The 21377-nt window shown below is 61.2% G+C and carries 19 protein-coding genes, 2 tRNA genes and 2 pseudogenes; 13 read left to right on the top strand and 10 right to left on the bottom strand.

All coding sequences use genetic code 11. The features are described from left to right. Positions 1 to 203: 203 nt before the first annotated feature. Positions 204 to 1154 carry a DMT family transporter gene (locus PMI12_RS19510; protein WP_042673786.1) on the bottom strand — a complete coding sequence of 317 codons (951 nt, stop codon included), beginning with the start codon at positions 1152 to 1154 and terminating at the stop codon, positions 204 to 206. Between the two features lie 15 nt (positions 1155 to 1169). On the opposite strand from PMI12_RS19510, the gene PMI12_RS19505 reads away from it, so the two are divergent. Beyond that, the gene (locus PMI12_RS19505) at positions 1170 to 2189 is read left to right on the top strand and encodes a LysR family transcriptional regulator (protein WP_237726123.1); all 1020 of its coding nucleotides are present in this window, start codon (positions 1170 to 1172) and stop codon (positions 2187 to 2189) included. A gap of 260 nt (positions 2190 to 2449) precedes the next feature. Further along, positions 2450 to 3634, top strand: a complete 1185-nt coding sequence (locus PMI12_RS19500; RefSeq protein ID WP_007835901.1) for a pyridoxal phosphate-dependent aminotransferase — start codon at positions 2450 to 2452, stop codon at positions 3632 to 3634. A 171-nt stretch (positions 3635 to 3805) separates the two neighbouring features. On the opposite strand, the gene PMI12_RS28890 is transcribed toward PMI12_RS19500, so the two are convergent. After that, positions 3806 to 4366, bottom strand: a complete 561-nt coding sequence (locus PMI12_RS28890; protein WP_157632242.1) for a hypothetical protein — start codon at positions 4364 to 4366, stop codon at positions 3806 to 3808. Between the two features lie 48 nt (positions 4367 to 4414). On the opposite strand from PMI12_RS28890, the gene PMI12_RS19495 reads away from it, so the two are divergent. The 6 genes and pseudogenes from PMI12_RS19495 to PMI12_RS19485 form a co-directional block, all read left to right on the top strand. Further along, positions 4415 to 4594, top strand: a complete 180-nt coding sequence (locus PMI12_RS19495; RefSeq protein ID WP_157632241.1) for a hypothetical protein — start codon at positions 4415 to 4417, stop codon at positions 4592 to 4594. A 187-nt stretch (positions 4595 to 4781) separates the two neighbouring features. Further along, complete coding sequence (locus PMI12_RS29115) at positions 4782 to 5174, top strand: hypothetical protein (protein WP_237726126.1); 393 nt, start codon at positions 4782 to 4784, stop codon at positions 5172 to 5174. Continuing rightward, positions 5087 to 6136: a cysteine peptidase family C39 domain-containing protein gene (locus PMI12_RS28325; protein ID WP_007835900.1), complete on the top strand. Its 1050-nt coding sequence runs from the start codon at positions 5087 to 5089 to the stop codon at positions 6134 to 6136. The genes PMI12_RS29115 and PMI12_RS28325 overlap by 88 nt, the downstream gene beginning before the upstream one ends. Further along, the gene (locus tag PMI12_RS28885; protein ID WP_157632240.1) at positions 6133 to 6606 is read left to right on the top strand and encodes a hypothetical protein; all 474 of its coding nucleotides are present in this window, start codon (positions 6133 to 6135) and stop codon (positions 6604 to 6606) included. Before PMI12_RS28325 ends, PMI12_RS28885 begins: the two co-directional genes overlap by 4 nt. Before the next feature lie 201 nt (positions 6607 to 6807). After that, positions 6808 to 7419: a hypothetical protein gene (locus PMI12_RS19490; RefSeq protein WP_237726122.1), complete on the top strand. Its 612-nt coding sequence runs from the start codon at positions 6808 to 6810 to the stop codon at positions 7417 to 7419. Positions 7420 to 7506: 87 nt separating this feature from the next. After that, positions 7507 to 8280 (top strand): annotated as a pseudogene (locus tag PMI12_RS19485) (POTRA domain-containing protein); the annotation flags it as partial. A 47-nt stretch (positions 8281 to 8327) separates the two neighbouring features. Here the strand turns inward: PMI12_RS19485 and PMI12_RS29670 are convergent. The 6 genes and pseudogenes from PMI12_RS29670 to PMI12_RS19470 all read right to left on the bottom strand — a co-directional run. Further along, a pseudogene (locus PMI12_RS29670) lies at positions 8328 to 8679 on the bottom strand (transposase); the annotation flags it as partial. A gap of 77 nt (positions 8680 to 8756) precedes the next feature. Then, the gene (locus PMI12_RS28880; protein WP_157632238.1) at positions 8757 to 9584 is read right to left on the bottom strand and encodes a hypothetical protein; all 828 of its coding nucleotides are present in this window, start codon (positions 9582 to 9584) and stop codon (positions 8757 to 8759) included. Further along, positions 9581 to 10360: a site-specific integrase gene (locus tag PMI12_RS19480; protein WP_007835891.1), complete on the bottom strand. Its 780-nt coding sequence runs from the start codon at positions 10358 to 10360 to the stop codon at positions 9581 to 9583. Before PMI12_RS19480 ends, PMI12_RS28880 begins: the two co-directional genes overlap by 4 nt. 56 nt (positions 10361 to 10416) lie before the next feature. After that, positions 10417 to 10839, bottom strand: a complete 423-nt coding sequence (locus PMI12_RS29630; RefSeq protein ID WP_337459808.1) for an integrase arm-type DNA-binding domain-containing protein — start codon at positions 10837 to 10839, stop codon at positions 10417 to 10419. A 183-nt stretch (positions 10840 to 11022) separates the two neighbouring features. Further along, positions 11023 to 11790, bottom strand: a complete 768-nt coding sequence (locus PMI12_RS19475; RefSeq protein ID WP_007835889.1) for a coniferyl-alcohol dehydrogenase — start codon at positions 11788 to 11790, stop codon at positions 11023 to 11025. 34 nt (positions 11791 to 11824) lie between these two features. Further along, positions 11825 to 13300, bottom strand: coding sequence for a benzaldehyde dehydrogenase (locus PMI12_RS19470; RefSeq protein ID WP_007835887.1), 1476 nt, complete (start codon positions 13298 to 13300; stop codon positions 11825 to 11827). A gap of 259 nt (positions 13301 to 13559) precedes the next feature. Here PMI12_RS19470 and PMI12_RS19465 point away from each other — a divergent pair, with 259 nt between their 5' ends. After that, the gene (locus PMI12_RS19465) at positions 13560 to 15389 is read left to right on the top strand and encodes a sigma-54-dependent Fis family transcriptional regulator (protein ID WP_007835885.1); all 1830 of its coding nucleotides are present in this window, start codon (positions 13560 to 13562) and stop codon (positions 15387 to 15389) included. 87 nt (positions 15390 to 15476) lie between these two features. Next, on the top strand, positions 15477 to 16979 hold the full coding sequence (locus PMI12_RS19460) for a lyase family protein (RefSeq protein WP_007835883.1): 1503 nt from the start codon (positions 15477 to 15479) through the stop codon (positions 16977 to 16979). Positions 16980 to 17229: 250 nt separating this feature from the next. Here PMI12_RS19460 and PMI12_RS19455 read toward each other — a convergent pair whose 3' ends face one another. Then, positions 17230 to 17862: an OmpA family protein gene (locus PMI12_RS19455; protein WP_007835881.1), complete on the bottom strand. Its 633-nt coding sequence runs from the start codon at positions 17860 to 17862 to the stop codon at positions 17230 to 17232. A gap of 350 nt (positions 17863 to 18212) precedes the next feature. Here PMI12_RS19455 and PMI12_RS19450 point away from each other — a divergent pair. From PMI12_RS19450 to greB, 3 genes are all read left to right on the top strand, one after another. Continuing rightward, positions 18213 to 18289, top strand: a tRNA-Arg gene (locus PMI12_RS19450). Between the two features lie 115 nt (positions 18290 to 18404). Then, positions 18405 to 18481, top strand: a tRNA-Arg gene (locus PMI12_RS19445). A 57-nt stretch (positions 18482 to 18538) separates the two neighbouring features. Continuing rightward, the gene (gene greB / locus PMI12_RS19440; RefSeq protein WP_007835879.1) at positions 18539 to 19114 is read left to right on the top strand and encodes a transcription elongation factor GreB; all 576 of its coding nucleotides are present in this window, start codon (positions 18539 to 18541) and stop codon (positions 19112 to 19114) included. 6 nt (positions 19115 to 19120) lie between these two features. On the opposite strand, the gene PMI12_RS19435 is transcribed toward greB, so the two are convergent. Then, a complete protein-coding gene (locus PMI12_RS19435) occupies positions 19121 to 21376 on the bottom strand; it encodes a RelA/SpoT family protein (protein WP_007835877.1) in 2256 nt (751 codons plus the stop codon). Position 21377: the final 1 nt, after the last annotated feature.

Raw genomic sequence — 21377 nt, 5'->3', positions numbered from 1 at the left:
TGGGAGCGCAACAACTCACCTCAACCGGATTGGTTGCGATTGGTTAAAAGCAAGATGGGTTCCGTATTCCTGCGAAATCAAAGAGTTGAATGATGCTTTTTTCTATGAATCAAAACGGCGAAAGAAGGCCATCCGGTTGTTAAACAGGATGGAGTCTTTTGATGGAGCAGATTCGGAAAATTTTCTTCTTCTTGATTTGCTGTTCAGGTTTCAGCTGAGGTGCTCAACCAGCGAGGTTTTTCCAATCCATTCCAATTGACGCTCGACAGAATCAATCCAGCGCCTATGGCACTCATGCCAGCCGCGTGGTAAGGCTGCAGTTTTTCGTGAAGGAATAGAGCCGAAAGCACAACGCCAAACATCGGCGCGAGATGGATGCAAAGGCCCGCGCGGGCTGGTCCAAAATGTTCGACTGCCCGCATATAGAAGAAGTACGCCAACGCAGAAGAGAACACGCCGACGTAGGCCACGGCGGCGTAGGCGGACAGCTCCCAGTCGGGACCGGGGTCCAAGCGATGCTCAGCCAAGAGGAAGGGGAGCATCACGACAAGCGCGGTGGCGATCTGAATCGTCATGAGACCCGCCCGATCGAGGTGCGAGGGCAGTTGGCGCAACCAGATGGTGTAGACAGCCCACAGAATCGCCGCGCCGAGGATGATGGCGTCGCCCGGGACGAAGGAGATGGCGTGCCACTGAGACCATCTGCCTTGCAGAACGAGATTCACGACACCGACCGAGGAAAGGAACAGCCCGAGCCCTTGGTGCCATTGCAGTCGCTGGCGGTAGAGCAGTGCGCCGAGTACGACGATCAACAGCGGCGCGAGGGAATTGAGCAGCAAAGCGTTGCTAGCGGTCGTGGTTCGCAAGCCGAAGTACAGGACCGAGTTGTACGCAGCGATGCCGACGACCGAACTCCCGACTACAGCTCCGCGGTGCTTCCAGTACGCGCGCCAATCACGGCGGATTGACCCATAGGCGAAGGGCAGGAGGCACACCAATGCAACGGCCCAGCGCCCAACTGACAGTGACATGGGGCTCATCGTGTCCCGAACAGCCCGGCCGACAACGAAGTTACCGGCCCACAGCAGGGGCGGAAGGATCAGCGCTGCCCATGCGAACAGGCTGGTGCGTGAAGAGGAACTTGGGCGCGACATACAAGGAACAGAAGCGTGGAGCGTTCATTGTCTGTGCGTGAAAAAATGGAAACAATATCGATTTCTCACATAGATCTTTACGCAATGCGCAAAACTCTCGATACGGGTGTGTTCCATGCCATGCGGGCGTTCGTTTGCGTGGTGGACGCCGGGAGCTTCTCTTCGGCGGCCGAACAGCTTGACCTCACAACGGCACAGGTGTCACGGCTGATCGGCGATCTGGAAAAGCGCCTCAGCGCCAAACTGCTTCACCGCACGACACGGCAGCGGTCGCTGACAGACGTCGGCGCTGCCTACTTGGAGCGTTGCCGGGACATGCTGGCCTTGTTGGCAGAAACGGAGGCATTGGCCACGGGAACGGGCGTTGCACCTGCGGGCCGCCTCCACATGCATTGCATGTTCGATCTTGGCCGTCGCTACGTGGCGCCGCGGCTGCCGCTCTTTCTTCGTCAATATCCCGAGATCCAGGTCGAGTACAGCACGTCCCAGCACAAGCCGAACCTCCTGGCGTCGGGAAGCGACGTGAGCTTGTATGTCGCAGAGGAACTCTCAGACTCAGGGCTGTTGTCGAGGCGCCTGGCCACGACGTTCTCGATACTGTGCGCTTCACCGGCGTACCTGTCCGAGCACGGTTCGCCACAAAAGCCGAGTGAGTTGAGCGCCCACTCCACGCTGCAGGTGGTCAATCCTTCCGTCAGCTCTGGCTGGAGATTGGTGGGGCCGGGGGGCAGCAAGATCGAGCTTGCTGCGCGCGCTCAATGCGTCGCCGATACGCCCGATGTCATCAGGAGCGTCGCGGAAGGCGGTGCAGGCGTTGCCCTTCTCCCCCTATTCAGCGTCATCGAATCGATTCAAGCAGGCCGCCTCACGCATGTCCTGCATGGGTGGCGATCGCCGGACATCGGCGTCTTCGCGCTGATGCCCTCACGACATTACATGGACGCCAAGACCCGGGCGTGGCTGGATTTCGTCCAGGAGCACATCGCGCCATCGATCGAGGCCGACCGGATGCAGTTTGAGTCCGCCGCCCTCTGAGCCAGCCTATTGATCTCACCTGAGAGCCGGCGGTGCACAGCGGCTGCGCCCGCCATCCTTACCAAAAGCGTAAATGTCTATATCGGAACGAGCGATTGTTTCGTCGTTCGCGACTTCAGAGAATGATCATCCGGTGTACGCGCCTCCAAGGCGAGGCGTGCATCCATCGCCATTTCGGCGAATGGTGTGCATGCGCCACCGTCAGCATCCAACGTGCGTGCCGGGCGCTGTGCGCCCTGATCAACTATGAAAGTCGTTCGATGAAATTCACGAGTCGCGCCGAGCGAATTGAGCCGTTCTATGTCATGGAAGTGGCCAAGGCCGCCGCCCTGTTGGAAAAGGAACCCGAAAACGCCTCACGGCCCATGATCCATCTGACGATCGGAGAGCCGGACTTCACTGCGCCACCGCTCGTGCAAGAGGCCGCTGTTCGTGCCGTTCGGGCCGGTGCCACCCAATACACAGCTGCGGTCGGATTGAGCGAACTGCGAGAGCGGATCAGCGGCTGGTATCGCCAGCGATTCGGGATCGATGTGCCTGCGCGTCGCATCGTCGTGACCGCAGGGGCTTCAGCTGCGCTGCAACTCGTGAGTATGGCGCTGATCGAAGCCGGCGATGAAGTGCTGATGCCAGATCCCTGCTATCCCTGCAATCGGCATTTCGTGATGGCGGCAGAAGGCCGCCCCATCCTGGTCCCGACCAACGCGAGCGAACGGTATCAATTGAGTGCGGACAAGGTCGCTGAGCACTGGACCAATAAGACGCGCGGGGTGTTGTTGGCTTCTCCGTCCAACCCCACCGGAACCTCCATCGTCAAAGAGGAGTTCGAGAAGATTCATTCTCTCGTGAAATCGAGAGGCGGCATCACGCTGCTCGACGAGATCTACCTAGGTCTGAGCCATGAGGACGCCTTCAGCGAAAGCGCGCTCTCGATTGATCAGGACGTCATTAGCATCAACAGCTTCTCGAAGTACTTCTGCATGACGGGGTGGCGGCTGGGTTGGGTGGTGGTGCCTGATCCCATGGTCCCCGTGATCGAGCGGCTTGCGCAGAACTTTTTTCTGTGCCCAAGCACGGTCGCGCAGCATGCTGCGATCGCCTGCTTCGAAGCCGAGTCGATCGCCGAATACGAGGCAAGGCGACATCAATTCAAGGCCCGGCGAGACTGGTTCATTCCTGCGCTCGAAAGCATCGGCCTGAAAGTGCCGGTCATGCCGGACGGTGCCTTCTATGCTTGGGTGGATTGCTCTGGCTGGTTCGAAAAGCTGGGGGTCTCGAATAGCTGGGATTTTTCTTTCGAAGTCATGAAGCGCGCGCGGGTGGCGATTTCTCCGGGCCGGGATTTCGGCAGTGCCGAGTCCGAAAAGTTCGTGCGATTCTCGACGGCCAACTCGATGGAGAACTTGCGGGAGTCCATTTCGAGACTCAGCGCACTGGTCGTATAAGTGGGCCCCTGCACTAACTTCCCCATCACTTGGGCAACTGGCCAACGTGGCGATGCCCGATTTTCCCGGTGCATGGAGTACGAGGTCAGTGAGCCTTTCGGGGCGTGGTGTCGCCAGAACTTCCGCTGCAACCCTAAGGACCCGCGCGCGGAAGTCCAGCGCCTTGTTGACCTATTCTTGAGCCAAAGTGTGATCAAGCGTTGAAGCTTGATCACCGGGTGCTCGATTCCAGTTTTTTTCAGCCATATATGACTTCCTTGAACAGACAGTAAAACGTCTGCTCTTGCCCAACAAAGCCCAGCCCGGTTCCGCCGCGCTGGGCTTTGTGCCGTCTGGCTTCTCCAGGCGTGTCCTTCCTTCTTCTGAGGGCGTCATCCGCTCCCGCATTTCATAGAAAACGACTTCACATCCAGCACTTTCGACGATGAACCCTTTCAGCCGCATGAGACCTTCGCATCCGCACCGCACGTCGCCTGTCCTTCCTGCCAGTCGCGGCGTATTGCAACGCGCGGCATCGCCAAGAAGGCTGGTGCGGCCATCGGCACGATCGCCGGTGCAGCCGGTGGCGTCTCCGGCGCGCTGTCTGGCGTTATCACCGGCGCTGAGTTCGGCATGGCGGTGGGCGCTGCAGCAAGTGCGGCTGCAACGCCATTCGGCATCCTTTCCGGCCCATGGAGCAGGGGCAAAGCGCGTGGAGGCGATCTTCCTTAAGGAGGCGCTTTGGTAAAGCAAGTCGATGAGGCACGAGCCTCAAGCGCGCAGTCTCAAGGTGCGGAGATCTTGTTTGACGAAGACTTCCTCAGCCAGGTGGACCGTGCAATGCTTGCACGCAAGCAAGCTGATCCCTCTCGCTTGGAAGAAGTGCGGCGTGCTATGGAGACCGAGATTCAGTCCGCCAACTTGACGAACGCATATGGGATTGATCGGCGAAGCGGTCGTGGCCGCAAGGAAATCGGTTGAAAGAAAGTCTGAACACTTCTTCATGAATTCGTTTCGTGAAGAAGTGTCCAGGCGGTCAGTCGCGATTTCTTTTTTGGGCTGATCTCGTGTCGTCTTAGAGCGGGAGGGGCTCATGGCTCAGAAGGCGCTCGAAGCAACCATCTTGATCAAACTGTCGCCCACGACAACAAGACGGCACAATGCGCCGATGCCCAATATTGCCTCGATCCTCAAAGCCGAAATTTCCCGCGTGGCTCGTAGAGAAGTGCGCGCCGAGATTGAAACGCTGAAGAAAGCATCGGTTTCCCATCGTTCGGCTATTGCTGAGCTACGCCGTCAAGTGAGTGCGCAAGAAAAGGAACTGCGTCGCGTCGCGAAGGGCGCGGTACGTCCTTCTTCGGCTCCGGATTCGGGTGGTGATGCAGGCGAGGTCACGAAGCGCCGCTTCAGTGCTTCCAGGTTGGCGGCACATCGCGCAAAGTTGGGGCTATCCCAGTCAAGCAGGCGTTGGTTATGGCGACGGGAGCAGCCGTCGGTGCTGCAGCGGGTGGGACGGCCGGTGCCGCGGGTGGCTTCAATGAAGCCTCGAACAACTACCTGACCGCAACCGATCTGCGCAATCGACAGCAAAAAATCGACGACTGCCGGGCAAGGAAAAATCCGGCCTGTGAAGTCGACGTATTGCGTGCTTACGACCTCAGGAGTGCCGTCAACACCGGCGAATTGAAGGGCTCATCGCTTATCGAAAAGATGGGCCTTGAGAATGTTCGTGCCGGCTTGGAGCAACTCCTGTCTGACCCTACGGCCAACGAGGAGACCAAAGCGCAGGCTCGCAAGAGCATCAAAGAAATCAATACAGCGATCAACGTGATCGATAAGGCTCCCGTGATCAAGGACGCCTTGCAGCTAGGGTTGATGGCAGCAGATATTTACACGTTGGGTGAACTTTCTGCAGCTAGATTGCTAACGGCCTCAATCGTAAAAGAGACAGTTCTTGCGCGCACCGGGCAATCGCTATCCGACGATGCTGCCGAGCGCATTGCGGGGAATTTTTATGCTGATGCCGGAGCCGGTGCGGCCGCGAAAAACCCATTGCTTGTTGACTCCATTCCGAGAAACGGAAATAGAACGGTATTGGATCAAGGAATGGTGCCAACTTGTGGTCATAATTCTTGTGGCATGGTACTGGACACGCTTGGGAAGTCTGTCGATGTCGCAAAACTGATTGAAAGCATACCTCCAACACCACAGGGAATTCTTTCTAAGCAAGTGGAATCCTTGATGAAAGCGGAAGGGGTCGATGCCGTTGCCTTAAGTAGTCGGAATGTCGATGATCTCGCGCGTTATACAGCTGACGGAGTTCCTGTAGTTGTACGTATTTTTGATAAAGTAGGGGGAACGGACTTTTCACATTTTGTTGTAGTAGACGGAGTCACAACACGAAATGGAGTCCGGGTAGTGGCTATCCGTGATCCTCAAGGGACGCAATATTTTAGTCCTGCAAGTACATTTCAAACCAATTTTACAGGCGAGGTGATTTTGCCTAAGCCCAAAAAACCATGACGCTCGCGCTCGAAATCTCTCTTCTGAGTAATCTTACGGTGAAAAGCATGCTTGAACAAAAAAATATACCGTGCTTTTGTAAAGTCGGAGGGAATCATTTTGAGTTGGCATTTCAGCATCCACTTCCAGCGGCGGTAGGCAAGGTGACAGGATGGAGTACTGAAATGGTAGATGCACGAGCTCCTGCAGGTGGCGGCGGTCCTTATACCCATTATTGTTTTGCAACCGTCACGCTGGAGAAAACAGCTCCTGACTTTTATCGTATTTTAGATTTGTCTTTTTTTAACGAAATTTCAGGATGGTGCCCAATAGTCGTTGAAGGCACGCTGGCCGCCCCTAAGCCAATTCATTCGCAAGCAGAAATTGATGAGATTGATGCAATGTTTAAAGACAAGAAGCTCACCAAGAAGCAAAAGAGAACGCTGGGGGCGAAGGACAATGAGCCCGGAAAATCTGATCCCCATCGATGATGTGTCGCTCAGCCCCCCTCTCGCGCAACGACACCAAGGACCTGAGCGCCAAAACGTGGCGGTACTGGACGACCCAGGGAGACGAGCGGTTGGACATGCTCTTTGGTGCCGATTGCGCCGTGACCGGCTTCTCAGGCAACCCCTCCGCCCGCACCGTCGAACTCAAGCGCTGATCTCGCGAGGCAGCGTTTGCACCAAGGCTTGGCCACAGGCTACAAGAATGTGAAATATTCAGGGATTTACCTCACCGTTGTCGCCGTCGCCATGCTTTCGGCATGCGCCTACAGCGAGATCAACCCCGACGCGGCGCTGGCCGACATCCGTGCCAACAACGGCTACAACGAGTTGCCCGAAGTCGAACCCGGCAGCGCCAAGCTCATCCTGCGGGCGGCCGGGTCAGGCTATCCGGCCAACTTCTCGGTAAGCAGTTCGCCGCAAGCCTGCCGGGACTTCACGTCTCTGGGCAGCGTGGCCTACGCCGGCCGCGGCATCGTGTATCCATGGATTGCCAGCGCAGTGCAGCGTGGCCGTCGGACGGAGCCTTACCTTGTTCATGAAGCCAAGCCGGGCGAGCCGATCCAGGTGCGCGGCTATGGCTCTTGGGCTGATGGAACGGGCTCCGGCTATCGCACCGGCCATTGCGGCCCCGTCACTGCGCAGTTCACGCCGCAGGACGCACACGCCTACACCGTCGAGTTCGTGTGGGGCAGCAATCCGGCCTGCAGCTTGAACGTCATGGATGCCACCAACCGCGATGCCCCGGTATCCGTTCCGGTGCAAATCGTCGCGGATTGCCCTGCACCCGTTCGTTGAAGGCGGTTCTGGCCCATACAGGCTTCGGCCTAGGACAAGAGAGAGAAGAGGGAGTCTGACTTGAAACGCAATCTGTTGGCGGCTGCCATGGCCGCCTGCCCACTGCTGGCGATGAGCCAGCAATCGCCGACCACGCCACAACCCTTCGTCGAGCAACAACGACAGCAAGAGCGCGAACGCGCCCTGCGCGAGCAGAACGAGCGTACTGTCGACCAGCGCCCGCGAGTGGCTCCGCCGCCGCCCACGCAGCGCATCCCCGAATCCGAGTCGCCGTGCTTCCGCATCGATCGCGTGCTGTTGGTCGGTGAGCAGTCCGAGTCCTTCCAATGGGCCGTTGCCGATCTGTCAGGCCCCCAGGGCAATGATTCACCCGTCGGCCGCTGTCTCGGCACGGCTGGCGTCAACGTGGTCCTTGCACGTGCGCAACAAGCTGTCATTGCGCGCGGCTACGTCACCACCCGTGTGCTCGCTGCGCCACAGGATCTCTCTGCAGGCACGCTGACCCTCTCGCTGGTGCCCGGCCGCATCGCTGCCATTCGGACAACGCCCGATTCCTCAGCCACGCTGCTCGGCAACTCAGCCTTGCTGGCCACAGCCATTTCCGCACGCCCCGGCGACCTCCTGAACCTGCGCGACATCGAGCAGGGCCTGGAAAACCTCAAGCGCGCCCCGACAGCCGAAGCCGACATCCAGATCGAACCTTCGACCGCCCCCAACGCCAAGCCCGGTGACAGCGACCTCGTCGTCAAGTACGTCCAATCAAGGAAGTGGCGTATTGCACTGAGCCTCGACGACAGCGGCACCGAAGCCACAGGCCGCTACCAGGCCGGCGCTAGCCGTGTGCATCTATTTGTGGACAACTCGAACGTGCTGATTGAGGGGCGCAGGTTGGAATTGCGATAGCGGTCGCGGGAGAGCCCCACAAGCCTGCAGGCGCGCAGTTCGCTTAGATCGCTTTCCCCGATCATGATGGCGACGGCCGTGCGCTTGGCTTGCGGGGGTATCGATTTACCCCGAAGGCCGTGTTAAGTGCGTGGATGTCTAGGTGCGCTTCGGCCAGCAGCTTCTTGAGTTTGTTGTTCTTTGCCTCGAGCTCACGCAGTCGCCTAGCATCGGGCATCCCGCCGTATTTGGCGCGCCATTTGTAGAAGGTCGCACGCTGAAGCCGCCCTTGCGGCACAGATCTTTGATCGGCAAGCCGGACTCGGCTTGCTTGATGAAACCGATGATCTGCTCCTCGGTATATCTTCTCTTTCTCATGTCCGTCATTCTCCAAGTTGACGGACTTCACTGCCATTACGCAGGGACGGCCGGGCGGGGGCAGGTCAGAACGGCTCTTATTGTTCCGGAAGGGGAGGTTTGGATGCTTTCTTCATTTTCATATAAACGGAATTTCTGCGGAGTTCGCTTCGAATCGTTTCCCTGTTTACACTCTTTAATCCCCATCTCATCCCGATCTCTAGGTCATCTTTTTTCTTGGGCTTTATTTTTTCTACATCGATGGGAGGATTTTTTTCGATGGAGTCTAAAAGACGATACCAAATGAGGTCGAGCATGGCTTGTTCGGTGTCAAATAGTTTTTCCTCTTTTAGTGTTGCTGAAATTATTTCTGCACGCCGCTTGTCTAACGTGTGTGTTGACCTGCTGGGAGTAAGAGTTTCTGTGGATTCTTCATTCAAGGTCACCGATGATCTGACCTGAGGCGTGGCATAAGTGTAGTGCGCACTGTCGACGCTAATGTTGGGGTTCTTAAAGTTAGAAGGAAAGATCCTACGAGGGCTCCACCTTTTCAATTTGAGCGGCGACTGAAAAATTACTGGCCGCCCTGAAATTTCTATAATTGCTGGCCGCGCCCCGATTGGATTTTCGGGCCAATTTTCATCGATATTGTTTTTTATCCATGAAATGAATTCGCGTGGACTAATTTTTTCAGAAACGAGGTTTTGAGATTGCCATGACAATGTGATGTCGTTGGCATAACGTACATCCTCATTCATTGCGCCCAAGCTGTGCCAAAGATCGCTTGAAATGCTTTCCCAGTTTTTTGGGGGCTCGATTCTGCAGTAAATTAGCGCCGCTTCTCTTGGCTTCAATTCGACCATCCCTCGAAATTTCTTCAGTGCTTCTTCGGCTTCAAGGTGTTTGATCGGGATCATTTTTTTCAACGATTGCGCAGGAGTGGAGATTCTCCTTCCTTCTGGTTTGGCGCATCTGGCGGGGCCGCAAAACTGCTATGTGCGATTGTCGGTAACCAATCACTCAGGCGACTTTCAGTGTTGCGAGGCTTCTCCGCGGGGGGCGGACCACTGTTGGGTTTGAAGTCGATGCATGCCTGTTCCAGCATCCACGTCTCGATGCGGTCGTGATGAATGCGCAGCAGGTCCAGGGGGCGCACGGTGTAGTGCTTTTCGGCGGTTGCGCTGGGCTTGTGGCCCATGATTTGCGCCACCACACCAGCCGGAATTTCGAGCCATTCGGTCAGTGATTTGAATGAACGGCGTAGGCCGTGAGGTGTTAGGCCTTCGATCTTTGCTGTTTCGCAGGCTGCTTGCATGCCGGCGCGGGGATCGGAAATTCGCCCCTCCTTTGCCAAGGCGCTGGCAAATACGAACGGGTTTTTGGGCAAGTGAGGCAGGTTGCCGAGGAGTTCGGCAACGTAGGGTGTCAGCGGAATCTTGCGCTCACCCTCGATCTTGTCGCGAATCACGAGTGACTTCCATCGGGAATCTATGTCCTTCCATTTCAGGTCGAGTACTTCAGTGCGCCGCGCGCCAGTCAGGAGCAGCACTTGTAGGTAGGCCGACATGACAGGGCTTGGGAGTGCCCGCACTGCCTCAAACCACGCTGCTAACTGCTCTTTGAGCAATACATCGCTTTTCGCCGTCGCTTTGCCCAAGGCCTCGCGCGTGCGCCGCGTCTTGGCCGGATTGACCAGCTGCATCTGCGCTTTGTAATCTGGATGCTCTGCGCACCAATTCAAGAAAGCCTTGAGGCACCTCAGCGCAAGCCGGGCCGACGATTGTCGGGTTTTCGCCTCCGTGCACGCTCACGCGCTGCTGAGATGGTCCAGTCCGCCACTGCCCCGATGGTGATGCGGGGCGATTTCCCTTGAAACTCCCTTTGGAAGACGTAGCTTGGGGCGCCACGCGGTGTGGCGCGCACGCCGAGACCGATGACGCCTGTATCCCAAATGAAGGCCTGCGCCTTGTCCAGCGGACAAGTGAAAGCTGTCAGCCGGCCTGTCGTGAAGTTGATTCGCGCCACGGTTTCCTTGTCCCTTACATCCTTCGCCGATGTACTGGAGGATGTAAGAAAAATAAATAAATCCCGATGGATTCTAATCAACACCCCGAGGCAAGAGAAGATGGATTTCAGAGGGGAATAGTGTTGATCTCCATAGGAAAATGCTTCGCCAATCAACCTAGATCAACGCTCGAATCTTCCGACTCATAATCCGTTGGTCGATGGTTCAAGCCCATCACGGCCTACCACCCAATGCGCCGCAGCGGAGTCATTTCCCGCCGGCAAGGTACTTGCCCACCTCAAGTCACGCCGCCAGCCGGCCGCCACGTCGAGCATGGCGGCGGCGTGGGTCATCGCGGCTCAGATGTATGTCGATGCCAGGCCGCCGTCGACCGGGATGCTGGCGCCGCTGATCCAGCGCGCCTGGTCGCTGCACAGCCACGCGATCACCGGCGCGATCTCGTCGGCGAAGCCGGGGCGCAGCATGCGGTGCGCATCGGCCTGCACCCGCTCCTGGCCGAGCATGCTCACGAAGTCGCCCAGGATCGGCGTGAAAACCGGCCCCGGCGCGACGCAGTTCATGCGCACGCCGTGTTCCAGAAACCATTTCTGCGACTGCGTGGCGCTCCAGACGATCAGCGCTTCCTTGAAGTACTGGTAGCAGGTCTCCTGCGGCACGGGATGGTCGCGCAGCCAATGGGCGCCGGCCTCGAAGCCCTGCGCGGCGGCCAGCGCCTTGTGCGGCGCCAGCCGCTGCGGCCATTCGGCGCCGAGGATGGAGGCCACGTTGACGATGGAACCGCCGCGCGGGATGCGCGGCAGCGCCTGCTCGGTCAGATGGCGCAGGCCCAGGTAGTTGACGTCGGCGACCAGCTTCACGGGCGCCGTGCCGGGCACGCCGGCGATGTTGCACAGCGCGTCGAAGCGTTCGGGCAATTGCGCCACGGCCGCATCGATGGCGGCGACAGAACTCAGGTCGGCCTTGACGAAGCCGTCGAGCGTGAGGCTGGGGTCGTTGCGGTCCATGCCGATGACGCGGGCGCCGGCAAAGCGCGCGATGCGCACCACCTCGGCGCCGATGCCCGACGACACGCCGGTGACGACGATGGTTTTTCCTTCAAGCTGCATGAAATGTCTCCTTTGTGGATTCGGTCGCTGGCATTCAGAACGGATAGGCGTGCGCCGCCTGCTTGATGGTCAGCCACTGCCACTGGGTGTATTCCTCCCAGTCGGCCGGGCCGCCGACGCTGCTGCCGTTGCCGGCGATGCCGGGGCCGCCGAAGGGGTTGACGCACTCGTCGTTGACGGTCTGGTCGTTGATGTGGACCATGCCGGAGTTCAACTGCGCAGCCATTGCCATGGCACGTCCGATCGAGGGCGAGATCACCGCCGAGGCCAGGCTGCCCTGGTGGTTGTTGGCCAGGGCCACGGCCTCGTCGTCGGTCTTGAAGGTGATGATGTTGGCGACGGGGCCGAACACTTCCTCGTCGTACACGCGCATGCCGGCCTTCACGCCCGCCAGCACCGTGGGTTTGTAGAACAGGCCGTCGCTGCTGCCGCCGGCCAGCAACTGGGCGCCGGCCGCGATGCTGTCCTGCACGATGGCGTGCACCCGGTCGCGCTGCTTGGCGTCGATCAGCGGCCCCAGGGCCACTTGGCCGCTGGCGCCGTCGCCCACCGGCAGGTGCTGGGCCTTCTCGACCAGCCGCTGCGTGAAGGCGGTGGCGATGCTCTCGTGCACGATGATGCGATTGGTCGCCATGCAGATCTGCCCCTGGTGCAGGTAGGCGCCCCAGGCGGCGTTGCTGGCCGCGATGTCGAGGTTGGCGTCTTCCAGCACGATCAGCGAGTTGGCGCCACCCAGCTCCAGCGTCACCTTCTTCAGGTGGCGCCCCGCCAGTTCACCGATGCGCCGGCCCACCGCGGGCGAGCCGGTAAAGGCGATCATCGGCACGCGCGCATCGGTCACCAGCGCTTCACCGGCGGCGGCGTCGCCGGGCAGCACCTGCAGCAGGCCTGGGGGCAGGCCCGCCTCTTCGAACACGCGGGCGATCATGAAGCCGCCGCTCACCGGTGTGCGCGAGTCGGGCTTGATCACCACGCCGTTGCCCGCCGCAAGAGCCGGCGCCACGGTTCGAAGGGTGAGGATGAGCGGAAAGTTGAAGGGCGAGATCACGCCCACCACGCCCCGCGGCACGCGCCGCGCCAGGCTGGTGGTGCCGCTCGCGCTCGGCAGGATCTGGCCCTGCGCCTGCAGGGGCAGGGCCGCCGCCAGATGGCACAGGGTGATGGCCTCGCGCACCTCGTGCTGTCCCTTGGGCAGGATGGCGCCGGTCTCCCGAGCGACGTAGAGCGCCATCTCGTCGAAGTGCTGCTGGAACAGGGCCGCGGCCCGCAGGAACACCGCGGCCTTCTCGCGCGGCGCAACCTGCGCCCAGCTTTTCTGCGCTTGCGCCGCGGCGGCTGTGGCCAGCCCCACGTCCTGCGCATCGGCGATGCCGACGGCCGCCATCACCTGGCCCGTGGCCGGTTCGACGACGTCGCGCGCACCGCCTGCGGACGCGACCCACGCGCCGTTGAACACCTTGCCGGCCCAGGCTGCCGGGTCCAGGAACGCCGGTTTCTGCGAAACATCCATGACTCACCCCTTGCGAAAAAATTGATCGGCTGGCCGCGGGCGGAAATACCCGCGGCACCCGCCTTCTTTTCGCAACGGGCGTACCAGCGGCGCCGCGGCGGGGTGGCCCAACGCCGCCGCGCGATGGTGTTTTCATTGGGAGATTAGGGGAATTCCCGAGGCTGTACCGGTTATTCGAAATAACTGGTTTACCCTGATCTGCAGTTTCACCAAATGATCAAAAATCGGCCGCTCGTTTCACCAAACGATGAGCTGAAAATTGACCAAAACCGCCAACTCGCCGTTCCCGGAGCGGATCTCACTGGCCGACGTGGCACGCGCCACCGGCGCCGCGCTGGGCCGTTTCGACGGCGCCGAAGCGACGCGTGCAATGAGCCGCTTCGAGGCCTCGCACGTGGGCAGCGAAGAGCATCCGACGATTGCCGACATCAGCGAGTGCCTGTTCTTTTCGCCCGGTGATGGCCGCATCTGGCTGCAGGATCAGCGCATGGTGCTTCTGCACACCGAGGCGCTGGGGTCTCTGCGGCGCGAGCTCATCGACAGCCTGGGCCAGGAGAGCGCCCGTGGTCTCTTCACACGCGCGGGCTACGTCAGCGGCGCGCGCGATGCGCAGCTGGTGCGCAAGCATTGGCCCGACGCCGAACCGGCCGCCGCCGCCATGGCCGGCACCCGCCTGCATGCCCTGGAAGGCCTGGTGAAGGTCGAGCTGGTGCACGTGCGCTATGACCCCGAGACCTCGGACTACGAGGGTGAATTCATCTGGCACCACTCGATCGAAGACGACGAGCACATCGCGGCCTACGGCATCGGCGGCTCGCCGGCCTGCTGGATGCAGGTGGGTTATGCCACCGGCTACGTCAGCACGCTGTTCGGGCGGCTGGTGGTGTTCCGCGAAGTCGCCTGCCGCTCGATGGGCGAGAGCCAATGCCGCGTGATCGGCAAATCGGCCGAGCGATGGGACGATGTGGAAGAAGACATGCGCTACCTGCGCGCGCGTGACTTCGTCGGCGCGTCCCAGTACAGCGGCGTGGGCGGCGCGGAGCCGCGGGCCGCCGCGTTGCCCACGCCGCCGCGCAAGAACGACGCGATGGTGGGCGCATCGTCGGCTTTCAACGCGGCCTGCCACCTGCTGCATCGCGTCGCGCCAACCACGGCCACCGTGCTTTTCACCGGCGAGTCCGGCGTCGGCAAGGAAAAGTTCGCCAGCATGCTGCACAGCATCGGTCCGCGGCGCGACAAGCCCTTCGTCGCGGTGAACTGCGCGGCCATTCCGGAGACGCTGATCGAGTCCGAGCTGTTCGGCGTGGAGCGCGGCGCCTACACCGGCGCCGGTGCGGCGCGGCCGGGACGCTTCGAGCGCGCCCACGGCGGCACGCTGTTCCTGGACGAGATCGGCACGCTGAGCTACGCGGCCCAGGGCAAGCTGCTGCGCACGCTGCAGGAAGGCGAAGTCGAGCGCGTGGGTGGTACGCGCAGCATCCAGGTCGACACGCGCGTCGTCGCGGCCACCAACGTCGATCTGCGCCAGGCCGTGCGCGAGGGCAAGTTTCGCGACGACCTGTTCTTCCGGCTCAACGTCTTTCCCATTCACTTGCCGCCGCTGCGCGAGCGGCGCGACGACGTGCCGCTTCTGATGAGCCATTTCCTTCAGCACTACGGCCGCAAGCACGGCCGCAAGGTCACCGGCTTCACGCAATCCGCCGTCAAGGCGCTTCTGAACTACGACTACCCCGGGAACATCCGCGAACTGCAGAACCTGATCGAGCGCGCCGTGATCGTCGCTCCCGAGGGCGCCCTGCTCGATGTTCACCACCTCTTCACGAGCGGCGAGATGCTGGACAAGAACGTGCTGTCGGTACGACCGGATGGGCACTTGGCGGGCGGAGACGGCGTCCTGTTGCCGCAGTCCGTGCCCACAGGCCAAGCCATGGCGGACCGCGTCGGCTCCGGCTCATTGGGACAAGTGGAGGAGACGCTGATACGCCGTGCGCTGGAACAATGCGGGGGAAACCTCTCCGCGGCGGCGCGCGTGCTGGGTGTCACGCGTCCCCAACTGGCCTACCGTGCGCGCAAACATGGATGCCGATGATTGCGTATGCAGAGCCCGATCAGTCCGATGGACGCGCGCGTGTTTTCACGTATGCCCTCGCGACAACCTCAACTACCGGAGACAAGCTTGAAATTCTCGATCTGTACCCTCGCGGCAGCCTTGGCGCTTTCTTTCACCGCACTGCAAGTTCATGCTCAGACCAGGCCAGCGCGTGACGAGTTCTTCTGGCTCGGGGAGATCAACAAAGCCTCCGCAGTCATCAACATCGACGAAGGTTTGCTGGATCGGTCCATGGGGCCGCTGGTCTACTCCGGCATCACCAAGGTGTTGGTCGATGGGGGCAAGCCGGGGGGCAAGCGCCCAACGAACGTCATCACTTTCGAGCCATTGCTGATTGACGCCGTAGGCCCTCAGATCACTCTGCTGCATGCCGGCCGCTCGAGCCAGGACATGCTGGCGACGCTGCGCTCGGCCATCTTGCGCGACGACATGCTGGCTTTGGCCGAGCAGCTGAACAAGACGACCGGCACCCTGGTGAAGTTGGCGGACAAACACAAGGACACCATCGTTCCCAACTACACCAACGGCGTGGCCGCCCAGCCCAATAGTTATGGCCACTATCTACTGGGAATTGCGGCGGGCCTGGACCGCGACGCACAACGGATCCGCGAGGCCTATGTTCGGATCGACCGCTCGTCCATGGGCACCACGGTGCTCAACGGCACCAGTTGGCCGCTGAACCGCAAACGCATGGCGGATTACCTGGGTTTTGCAGCCACGGTCGACAACGCCTATGACGCATCTCAGGTCTCATCCGTAGACGAGCCCGTCGAAGCAGGTGCCATCGTCAGCGCCATCGCCCTGCATGCCGGCATGTTTGTCGAGGACGTCATGGCGCAATATTCCCAGGCTCGTCCCTGGATCTTGCTGCGCGAGGGAGGCGAAAACACCTATGTGTCCAGCGCCATGCCACAAAAGCGCAATCCGGGCCTGCTCAACAGCACTCGCCGCGACGCATCGACTACTTTGACACTTGGCATCGGGGCAGCGCTTCTGGCACACAATATTCCGGCAGGCATGAGCGATGCGAAGGACGCCAAGCCTACCAGCGCGATGATCCGCAGTGCCATCGGCGTGCTTGGCAACTGGGACAAGATCCTCGGGGCGCTGGTTGTCGATCCGGAGCGGGCACTGGAGGAGCTCAACAGCGATTGGACCGCCTCCCAGGAACTCGCCGACGTTCTGATGCGCAGGTACAAACTGCCTTTCCGTGTCGGGCACCACTTCGCTTCAGAAGTGGTGGAGTACGCCAAAGCCAAGAACATCAAGCCACTCGACTTCCCCTATGTGGAAGCACAACGCATCTATGCCGAAACGGTGAAAGGCGAGTTTGCAACTGCGCTGCCGATGTCCGAGGCGGAGTTTCGATCGTCGCTCGACCCTGCCGCTATCGTCAAGAACCGCCAGACCGCTGGAGGTCCGCAGCTGAAAGAGATGGACCGGATGTTGAGGGAGTCGACGAAGCGCGTTGCCGAGCAGGAGGCTTGGATCAACGCGCGCAGGGCGGATGTCTCGATCGCATTGGGACGGCTCGATTCGGCTTTTGAAAAACTGGGGGCGGGCCGCTAGTTCCGCTCACGCGTGTTCGCACCGGCCGGAACGCAGAAGCCTGCGGTCGACCGGCTCAACCCGTCATCGAACAAGGCACTGGCTGCGGCAAAGGTTCGCGCGCATGGCCGGCCTGGTCTTCGATCCCAAGGCCTCGACGCCGGCCGAACTCACGCAGCGCATGGCGGCGCAGACGGAGCTCCGGGCGCCGATCCTCCGCCTCGGGATGGATCAAGCAGTAGAGCTGCCGTCCCGCGCGCCCTTGCATCGCCTACTGCGCAGCAGGCTTCAAATAGATTTCGACACGGCGATTCTGCGTGCGGCCTTCTTCGGAGGCATTGCTTGCCACCGGCTGTGTCTGGCCTCGTCCTTCGGCGGTCAGGCGGGTGTTCGCCACACCGCGATCGGCCAGGTAGGTCGCCACGCTTTGCGCGCGGCGCTGCGACAGAGCCATGTTGTGGTCCGGATTGCCGGTGCTGTCGGTATGGCCGACTACGCGCGCGTTGATCCTGGGCTCCTGCGAAATGGTCTGGGCCACACCGTCGAGCACGCTGCGGAACGAAGGCTTGATGGTCGCGCTGTCGGTGTCGAACGTGACATTGCTGGGAATGTTGACCATCAGCGAGCCGTCCGGCTGATCGGTGATCTGCGTGCCGGTGCCGGCCGTCTGGCCACTGAGCTTGTTGCGGATGTTGGTCCAGTTGTAGCCCACGCCGGCGCCGACCGCCGCGCCAACCGCTGCGCCGATCGCCGTGCTCTTCTTGTCGTGCCCGATGAGATTGCCGACACCGGCGCCGACGACGGCGCCTGTACCGGTGCCAACGGCCGTGTGAGTCCCTTGTTCGGTTGCACAGCCTGCGGCGAGTCCAGCTGCGAGTGCGAGTGAGATCAGCCCGAGTTTCATAATGGTCCCTTTCAGTTGTTTCCGTTGGATCGACTGCCTTGGCTGATGCTTTGCCAAGCGCAAGCGCGATCTGGAGAAGACAACTCGCGCACGGAGACAAAGGCCGACAGGCGGAACCGCTTCTTTGACTGTTGGCCCAGACCAGGCTTGGCAATCGTGAAATAGGTCGCGCCTGGAACGGCTCGTTACAGGCTTTCCTGCGTTCAGAAGGGCGGTGCTGAACTACGGGGCTCAAGGAGGCTCCGGCGCACGATCCACGGAGCGACTGCCTCGAGCCCATCAGGGCCCGCTGCCACCTGTTCGCGCCTGTTTCGGGAAATGCCTCGAAACACGCTATAATGGAAGGCTTAGCGGCTGTAGCTCAGTTGGATAGAGTACTTGGCTACGAACCAAGGGGTCGTGGGTTCAATTCCTGCCAGCCGCACCATCACTGAAAATGCCCGGAAGATTCTTCTTCCGGGCATTTTTCTTTTGTGCCTTCGCGATGGATCGACCGGTGAAGTCCGAAAGATCGATAAAAGCGGGCTATAATTGCAAGCTGTGCGGCTGTAGCTCAGTTGGATAGAGTACTTGGCTACGAACCAAGGGGTCGTGGGTTCAATTCCTGCCAGCCGCACCACTACAAGAAAAGCCCGCAACGAAAGTTGCGGGCTTTTTTCATTTGGAGGATTTTGCGATGAGCAAGGCATTCACCAAGGAAACCGACTCCGACGGAGATGACGACAGTGCCGATGGCGCGTCACCTCCGCTGCCTGCAGGCAGCAAGAACTACATCACGCCCGAAGGCTATGCGCGCCTGCGCGACGAACTGCTGCAGCTGATGGACGAGGAGCGGCCCAAGATCGTCGAAACCGTGCATTGGGCGGCCAAGAACGGTGATCGCTCCGAGAACGGCGACTACCTCTACGGCAAGAAGCGCCTGCGCGAGATCGACCGCCGCATCCGCTTTCTCACCAAGCGCCTCGAAATCGCGGAGGTCACCGATCCCTCGGTGCACCACGGCCGCGACCAGGTTTTCTTCGGCGCGACAGTTCGCTATGTCGATGAGACGGGTGACGAGCGCAGCGTCACCATTCTCGGCATCGACGAAGCGGAAAGCGCGAAATCGCAGGTCAGCTGGATCTCGCCGATTGCGCGGGCACTGCTCAAGTCGCGCGAGGGCGACGTGGTGAAGCTCGTGACGCCCGGCGGGGCGCACGAAGTCGAGATTCTGTCCGTGAGCTATCCGGCGCCACGCCCAGCGGCGGCGTAGCCGTCCTCAGGAGGCCGGAACCGTCCTGGAGGCGGTCAGCACCGACGCGGTACGCCGGGCCGCGCGCAGCACCGCATCCAGGTGCGTGCGGTCGCGCACGGCGATCACGAAGCGCAGGTCGGTCGAGTCCTGCGGGGTCTCGTCGGCCATTTCCACGTGCGTGATGTCGGCTTCCGCATCGGCCAGTGTGGCGGCGACGCGCGCCAGCACGCCCTTGTCGTTGCGCACGGTGATGACCACCCCGGTCTCGAAGGCACGCGTGGGTTCGTCCGCCCACTCGACCGCGAAGAAGCGTTCGCTGTCCTTGTGGCGCAGCCGCTGGCCGACGCCGCAGTCTTCCGTGTGCACCACCAGCCCTTCTCCATGGCCGAGATAGCCGACGATCTGGTCGCCAGGAATGGGCCGGCAGCACAGCGCAAACCGCACCGACGAGTTCTCGCTGCCATCCAGCGTGACCGCACCCTGCGACACGGTTTCGTGCGAGATGAAGCGCTCGCGGCTCAACAGCAGCGCATCGGGCCGTTCGCCCAGTTCGGAAAGCATCGCCACCAGCCGCTTCGCGACGATGCTGGCGATGCGCTTGCCCAGGCCGATGTCGGTCAGCAGCTCGGAGCGGGTGCGGTTGCCGGTGAAGCGCAGCAGCTTTTCCCACAGCGCCTGATGCTCTTCGTCTTCCTCGGGCAGCTTGCTCAGGCCTTCGGCGCGCAAGGCCTGCGCGAGCAGCTTTTCGCCCAGGCCTTCGGACTCGGCGTGCGCCAGCGTCTTCAGGTAGTGGCGGATCTTGGAGCGCGCCCGGCCGGTCCGCACGAACCCGAGCCAGGCCGGATTGGGCGTCGACACGGGCGCCGTGATCACCTCGACCACGTCGCCGTTCTTCAGCTCGGTGCGCAGCGGCACCTGGTCGCCGTTGATGCGCGCGGCCGAGGTGTGATCGCCGATGTTGCTGTGGATGGCATAGGCAAAGTCGACCACCGTGGCGCCGCGGGGCAGCGCCATGATCTGGCTCTTCGGCGTGAACACGTACACCGCGTCGGGGAACAGGTCGACCTTGACGTGGTCCCAGAACTCGGCCGCATCGCGCGTCTCGTCCTGGATGTCGAGCAGCGACTGCAGCCACTTGGTGCCCAGCCGGTCATTGCTGGCCGCGTTCGGCTCGGCGGCCTTGTACAGCCAGTGCGCGGCCACGCCCGATTCGGCCACCACGTGCATCGCCTCGGTGCGCAGCTGGAATTCCACGCTGACGCCGGCCGGGCCTACCAGCGTGGTGTGCAGCGACTGGTAGCCGTTGAGCTTGGCGATCGCAATGTGGTCCTTGAACTTGCCCGGCAGCGGCTTGTACATCTGGTGCAGGATGCCCAGGCCGGTATAGCAGGCGATCACGTTCGGCACGATCAGGCGGAAGCCGTAGATGTCGGTCACCTGGGCGAAGCTCAGGTGTTTTTCTTCCATCTTGCGATAGATCGAATAGAGCGTTTTCTCGCGTCCTGCGATCCGCAGTGTCATGCCGGCGGCCGAGAACGCGGCCTCGACCTCTTTTTGCACCTTTTGGATCAGGTCGCGCCGACGGCCGCGCGCCTTGGCGACGGCCTTCGACAGCGTGGCGTAACGCCACGGTTTCAAATGCCGGAACGACAGCTCCTGCAGCTCGCGATAGGTCTGGTTCAGCCCGAGCCGGTGCGCGATGGGCGCGTAGATCTCGAGCGTCTCGCGCGAGATGCGGCCCCATTTTTCACGCGGCGCATCGGCCAGTGTGCGCATGTTGTGCGTACGGTCTGCCAGCTTGACGAGGATGACGCGCACGTCGCGCGCCATCGCCAGCAGCATCTTGCGGAACGACTCGGCCTGGTTTTCCTCGCGGGTGTTGAACTGCAGCTTGTCGAGCTTGGTCAGTCCGTCGACCAGTTCGGCTACCGGGGCGCCGAAGCGCTCGATGAGTTCGGGCTTGGTGACACCGCAGTCTTCGATGGCGTCGTGGAGCAGGGCGGCCATCAGCGCCTGCGCATCGAGCTTCCACTCGGCGCATTGCGCCGCCACGGCGATCGGGTGCGTGATGTAGGGCTCGCCGCTGTTGCGCAGCTGGCCCAGGTGGGCTTCGTCGGCGAAGCGGTAGGCGCGCCGGACCAGTTCGGTGTCTTCGGGGCTCAGGTAGTCGAGGCGCGCGGTCAATGCCGCGAAGCTCGCGGCGGCCGCGTTCAGCGCCGCCGGGCTCGGCTTCGGCGTGCCTTTGGGGGCATGGGACTGATGTTTGGCTACCGCGCTCATG

The sequence above is a fragment of the Variovorax sp. CF313 genome (assembly GCF_000282635.1).
In the GTDB taxonomy this organism is placed as follows: Bacteria; Pseudomonadota; Gammaproteobacteria; order Burkholderiales; family Burkholderiaceae_C; genus Variovorax.
Note: the sequence above shows the minus strand (reverse complement) of the source record. Positions and strands in the feature narration are given on the sequence as shown.

Excerpts from the sequence above, each read along its gene's own strand:
- PMI12_RS19510 (WP_042673786.1), bottom strand. The coding sequence starts at position 1,154 with ATGTCGCGCCCAAGTTCCTCTTCACGCACCAGCCTGTTCGCATGGGCA.
- PMI12_RS19500 (WP_007835901.1), top strand. The coding sequence starts at position 2,450 with ATGAAATTCACGAGTCGCGCCGAGCGAATTGAGCCGTTCTATGTCATG.
- PMI12_RS29115 (WP_237726126.1), top strand. The coding sequence starts at position 4,782 with ATGCCCAATATTGCCTCGATCCTCAAAGCCGAAATTTCCCGCGTGGCT.
- PMI12_RS28325 (WP_007835900.1), top strand. The coding sequence starts at position 5,087 with ATGGCGACGGGAGCAGCCGTCGGTGCTGCAGCGGGTGGGACGGCCGGT.
- PMI12_RS28885 (WP_157632240.1), top strand. The coding sequence starts at position 6,133 with ATGACGCTCGCGCTCGAAATCTCTCTTCTGAGTAATCTTACGGTGAAA.
- PMI12_RS19480 (WP_007835891.1), bottom strand. The coding sequence starts at position 10,360 with ATGCAGCTGGTCAATCCGGCCAAGACGCGGCGCACGCGCGAGGCCTTG.
- PMI12_RS19475 (WP_007835889.1), bottom strand. The coding sequence starts at position 11,790 with ATGCAGCTTGAAGGAAAAACCATCGTCGTCACCGGCGTGTCGTCGGGC.
- PMI12_RS19470 (WP_007835887.1), bottom strand. The coding sequence starts at position 13,300 with ATGGATGTTTCGCAGAAACCGGCGTTCCTGGACCCGGCAGCCTGGGCC.
- PMI12_RS19455 (WP_007835881.1), bottom strand. The coding sequence starts at position 17,862 with ATGAAACTCGGGCTGATCTCACTCGCACTCGCAGCTGGACTCGCCGCA.
- greB (WP_007835879.1), top strand. The coding sequence starts at position 18,539 with ATGAGCAAGGCATTCACCAAGGAAACCGACTCCGACGGAGATGACGAC.
- PMI12_RS19435 (WP_007835877.1), bottom strand. The coding sequence starts at position 21,376 with ATGAGCGCGGTAGCCAAACATCAGTCCCATGCCCCCAAAGGCACGCCG.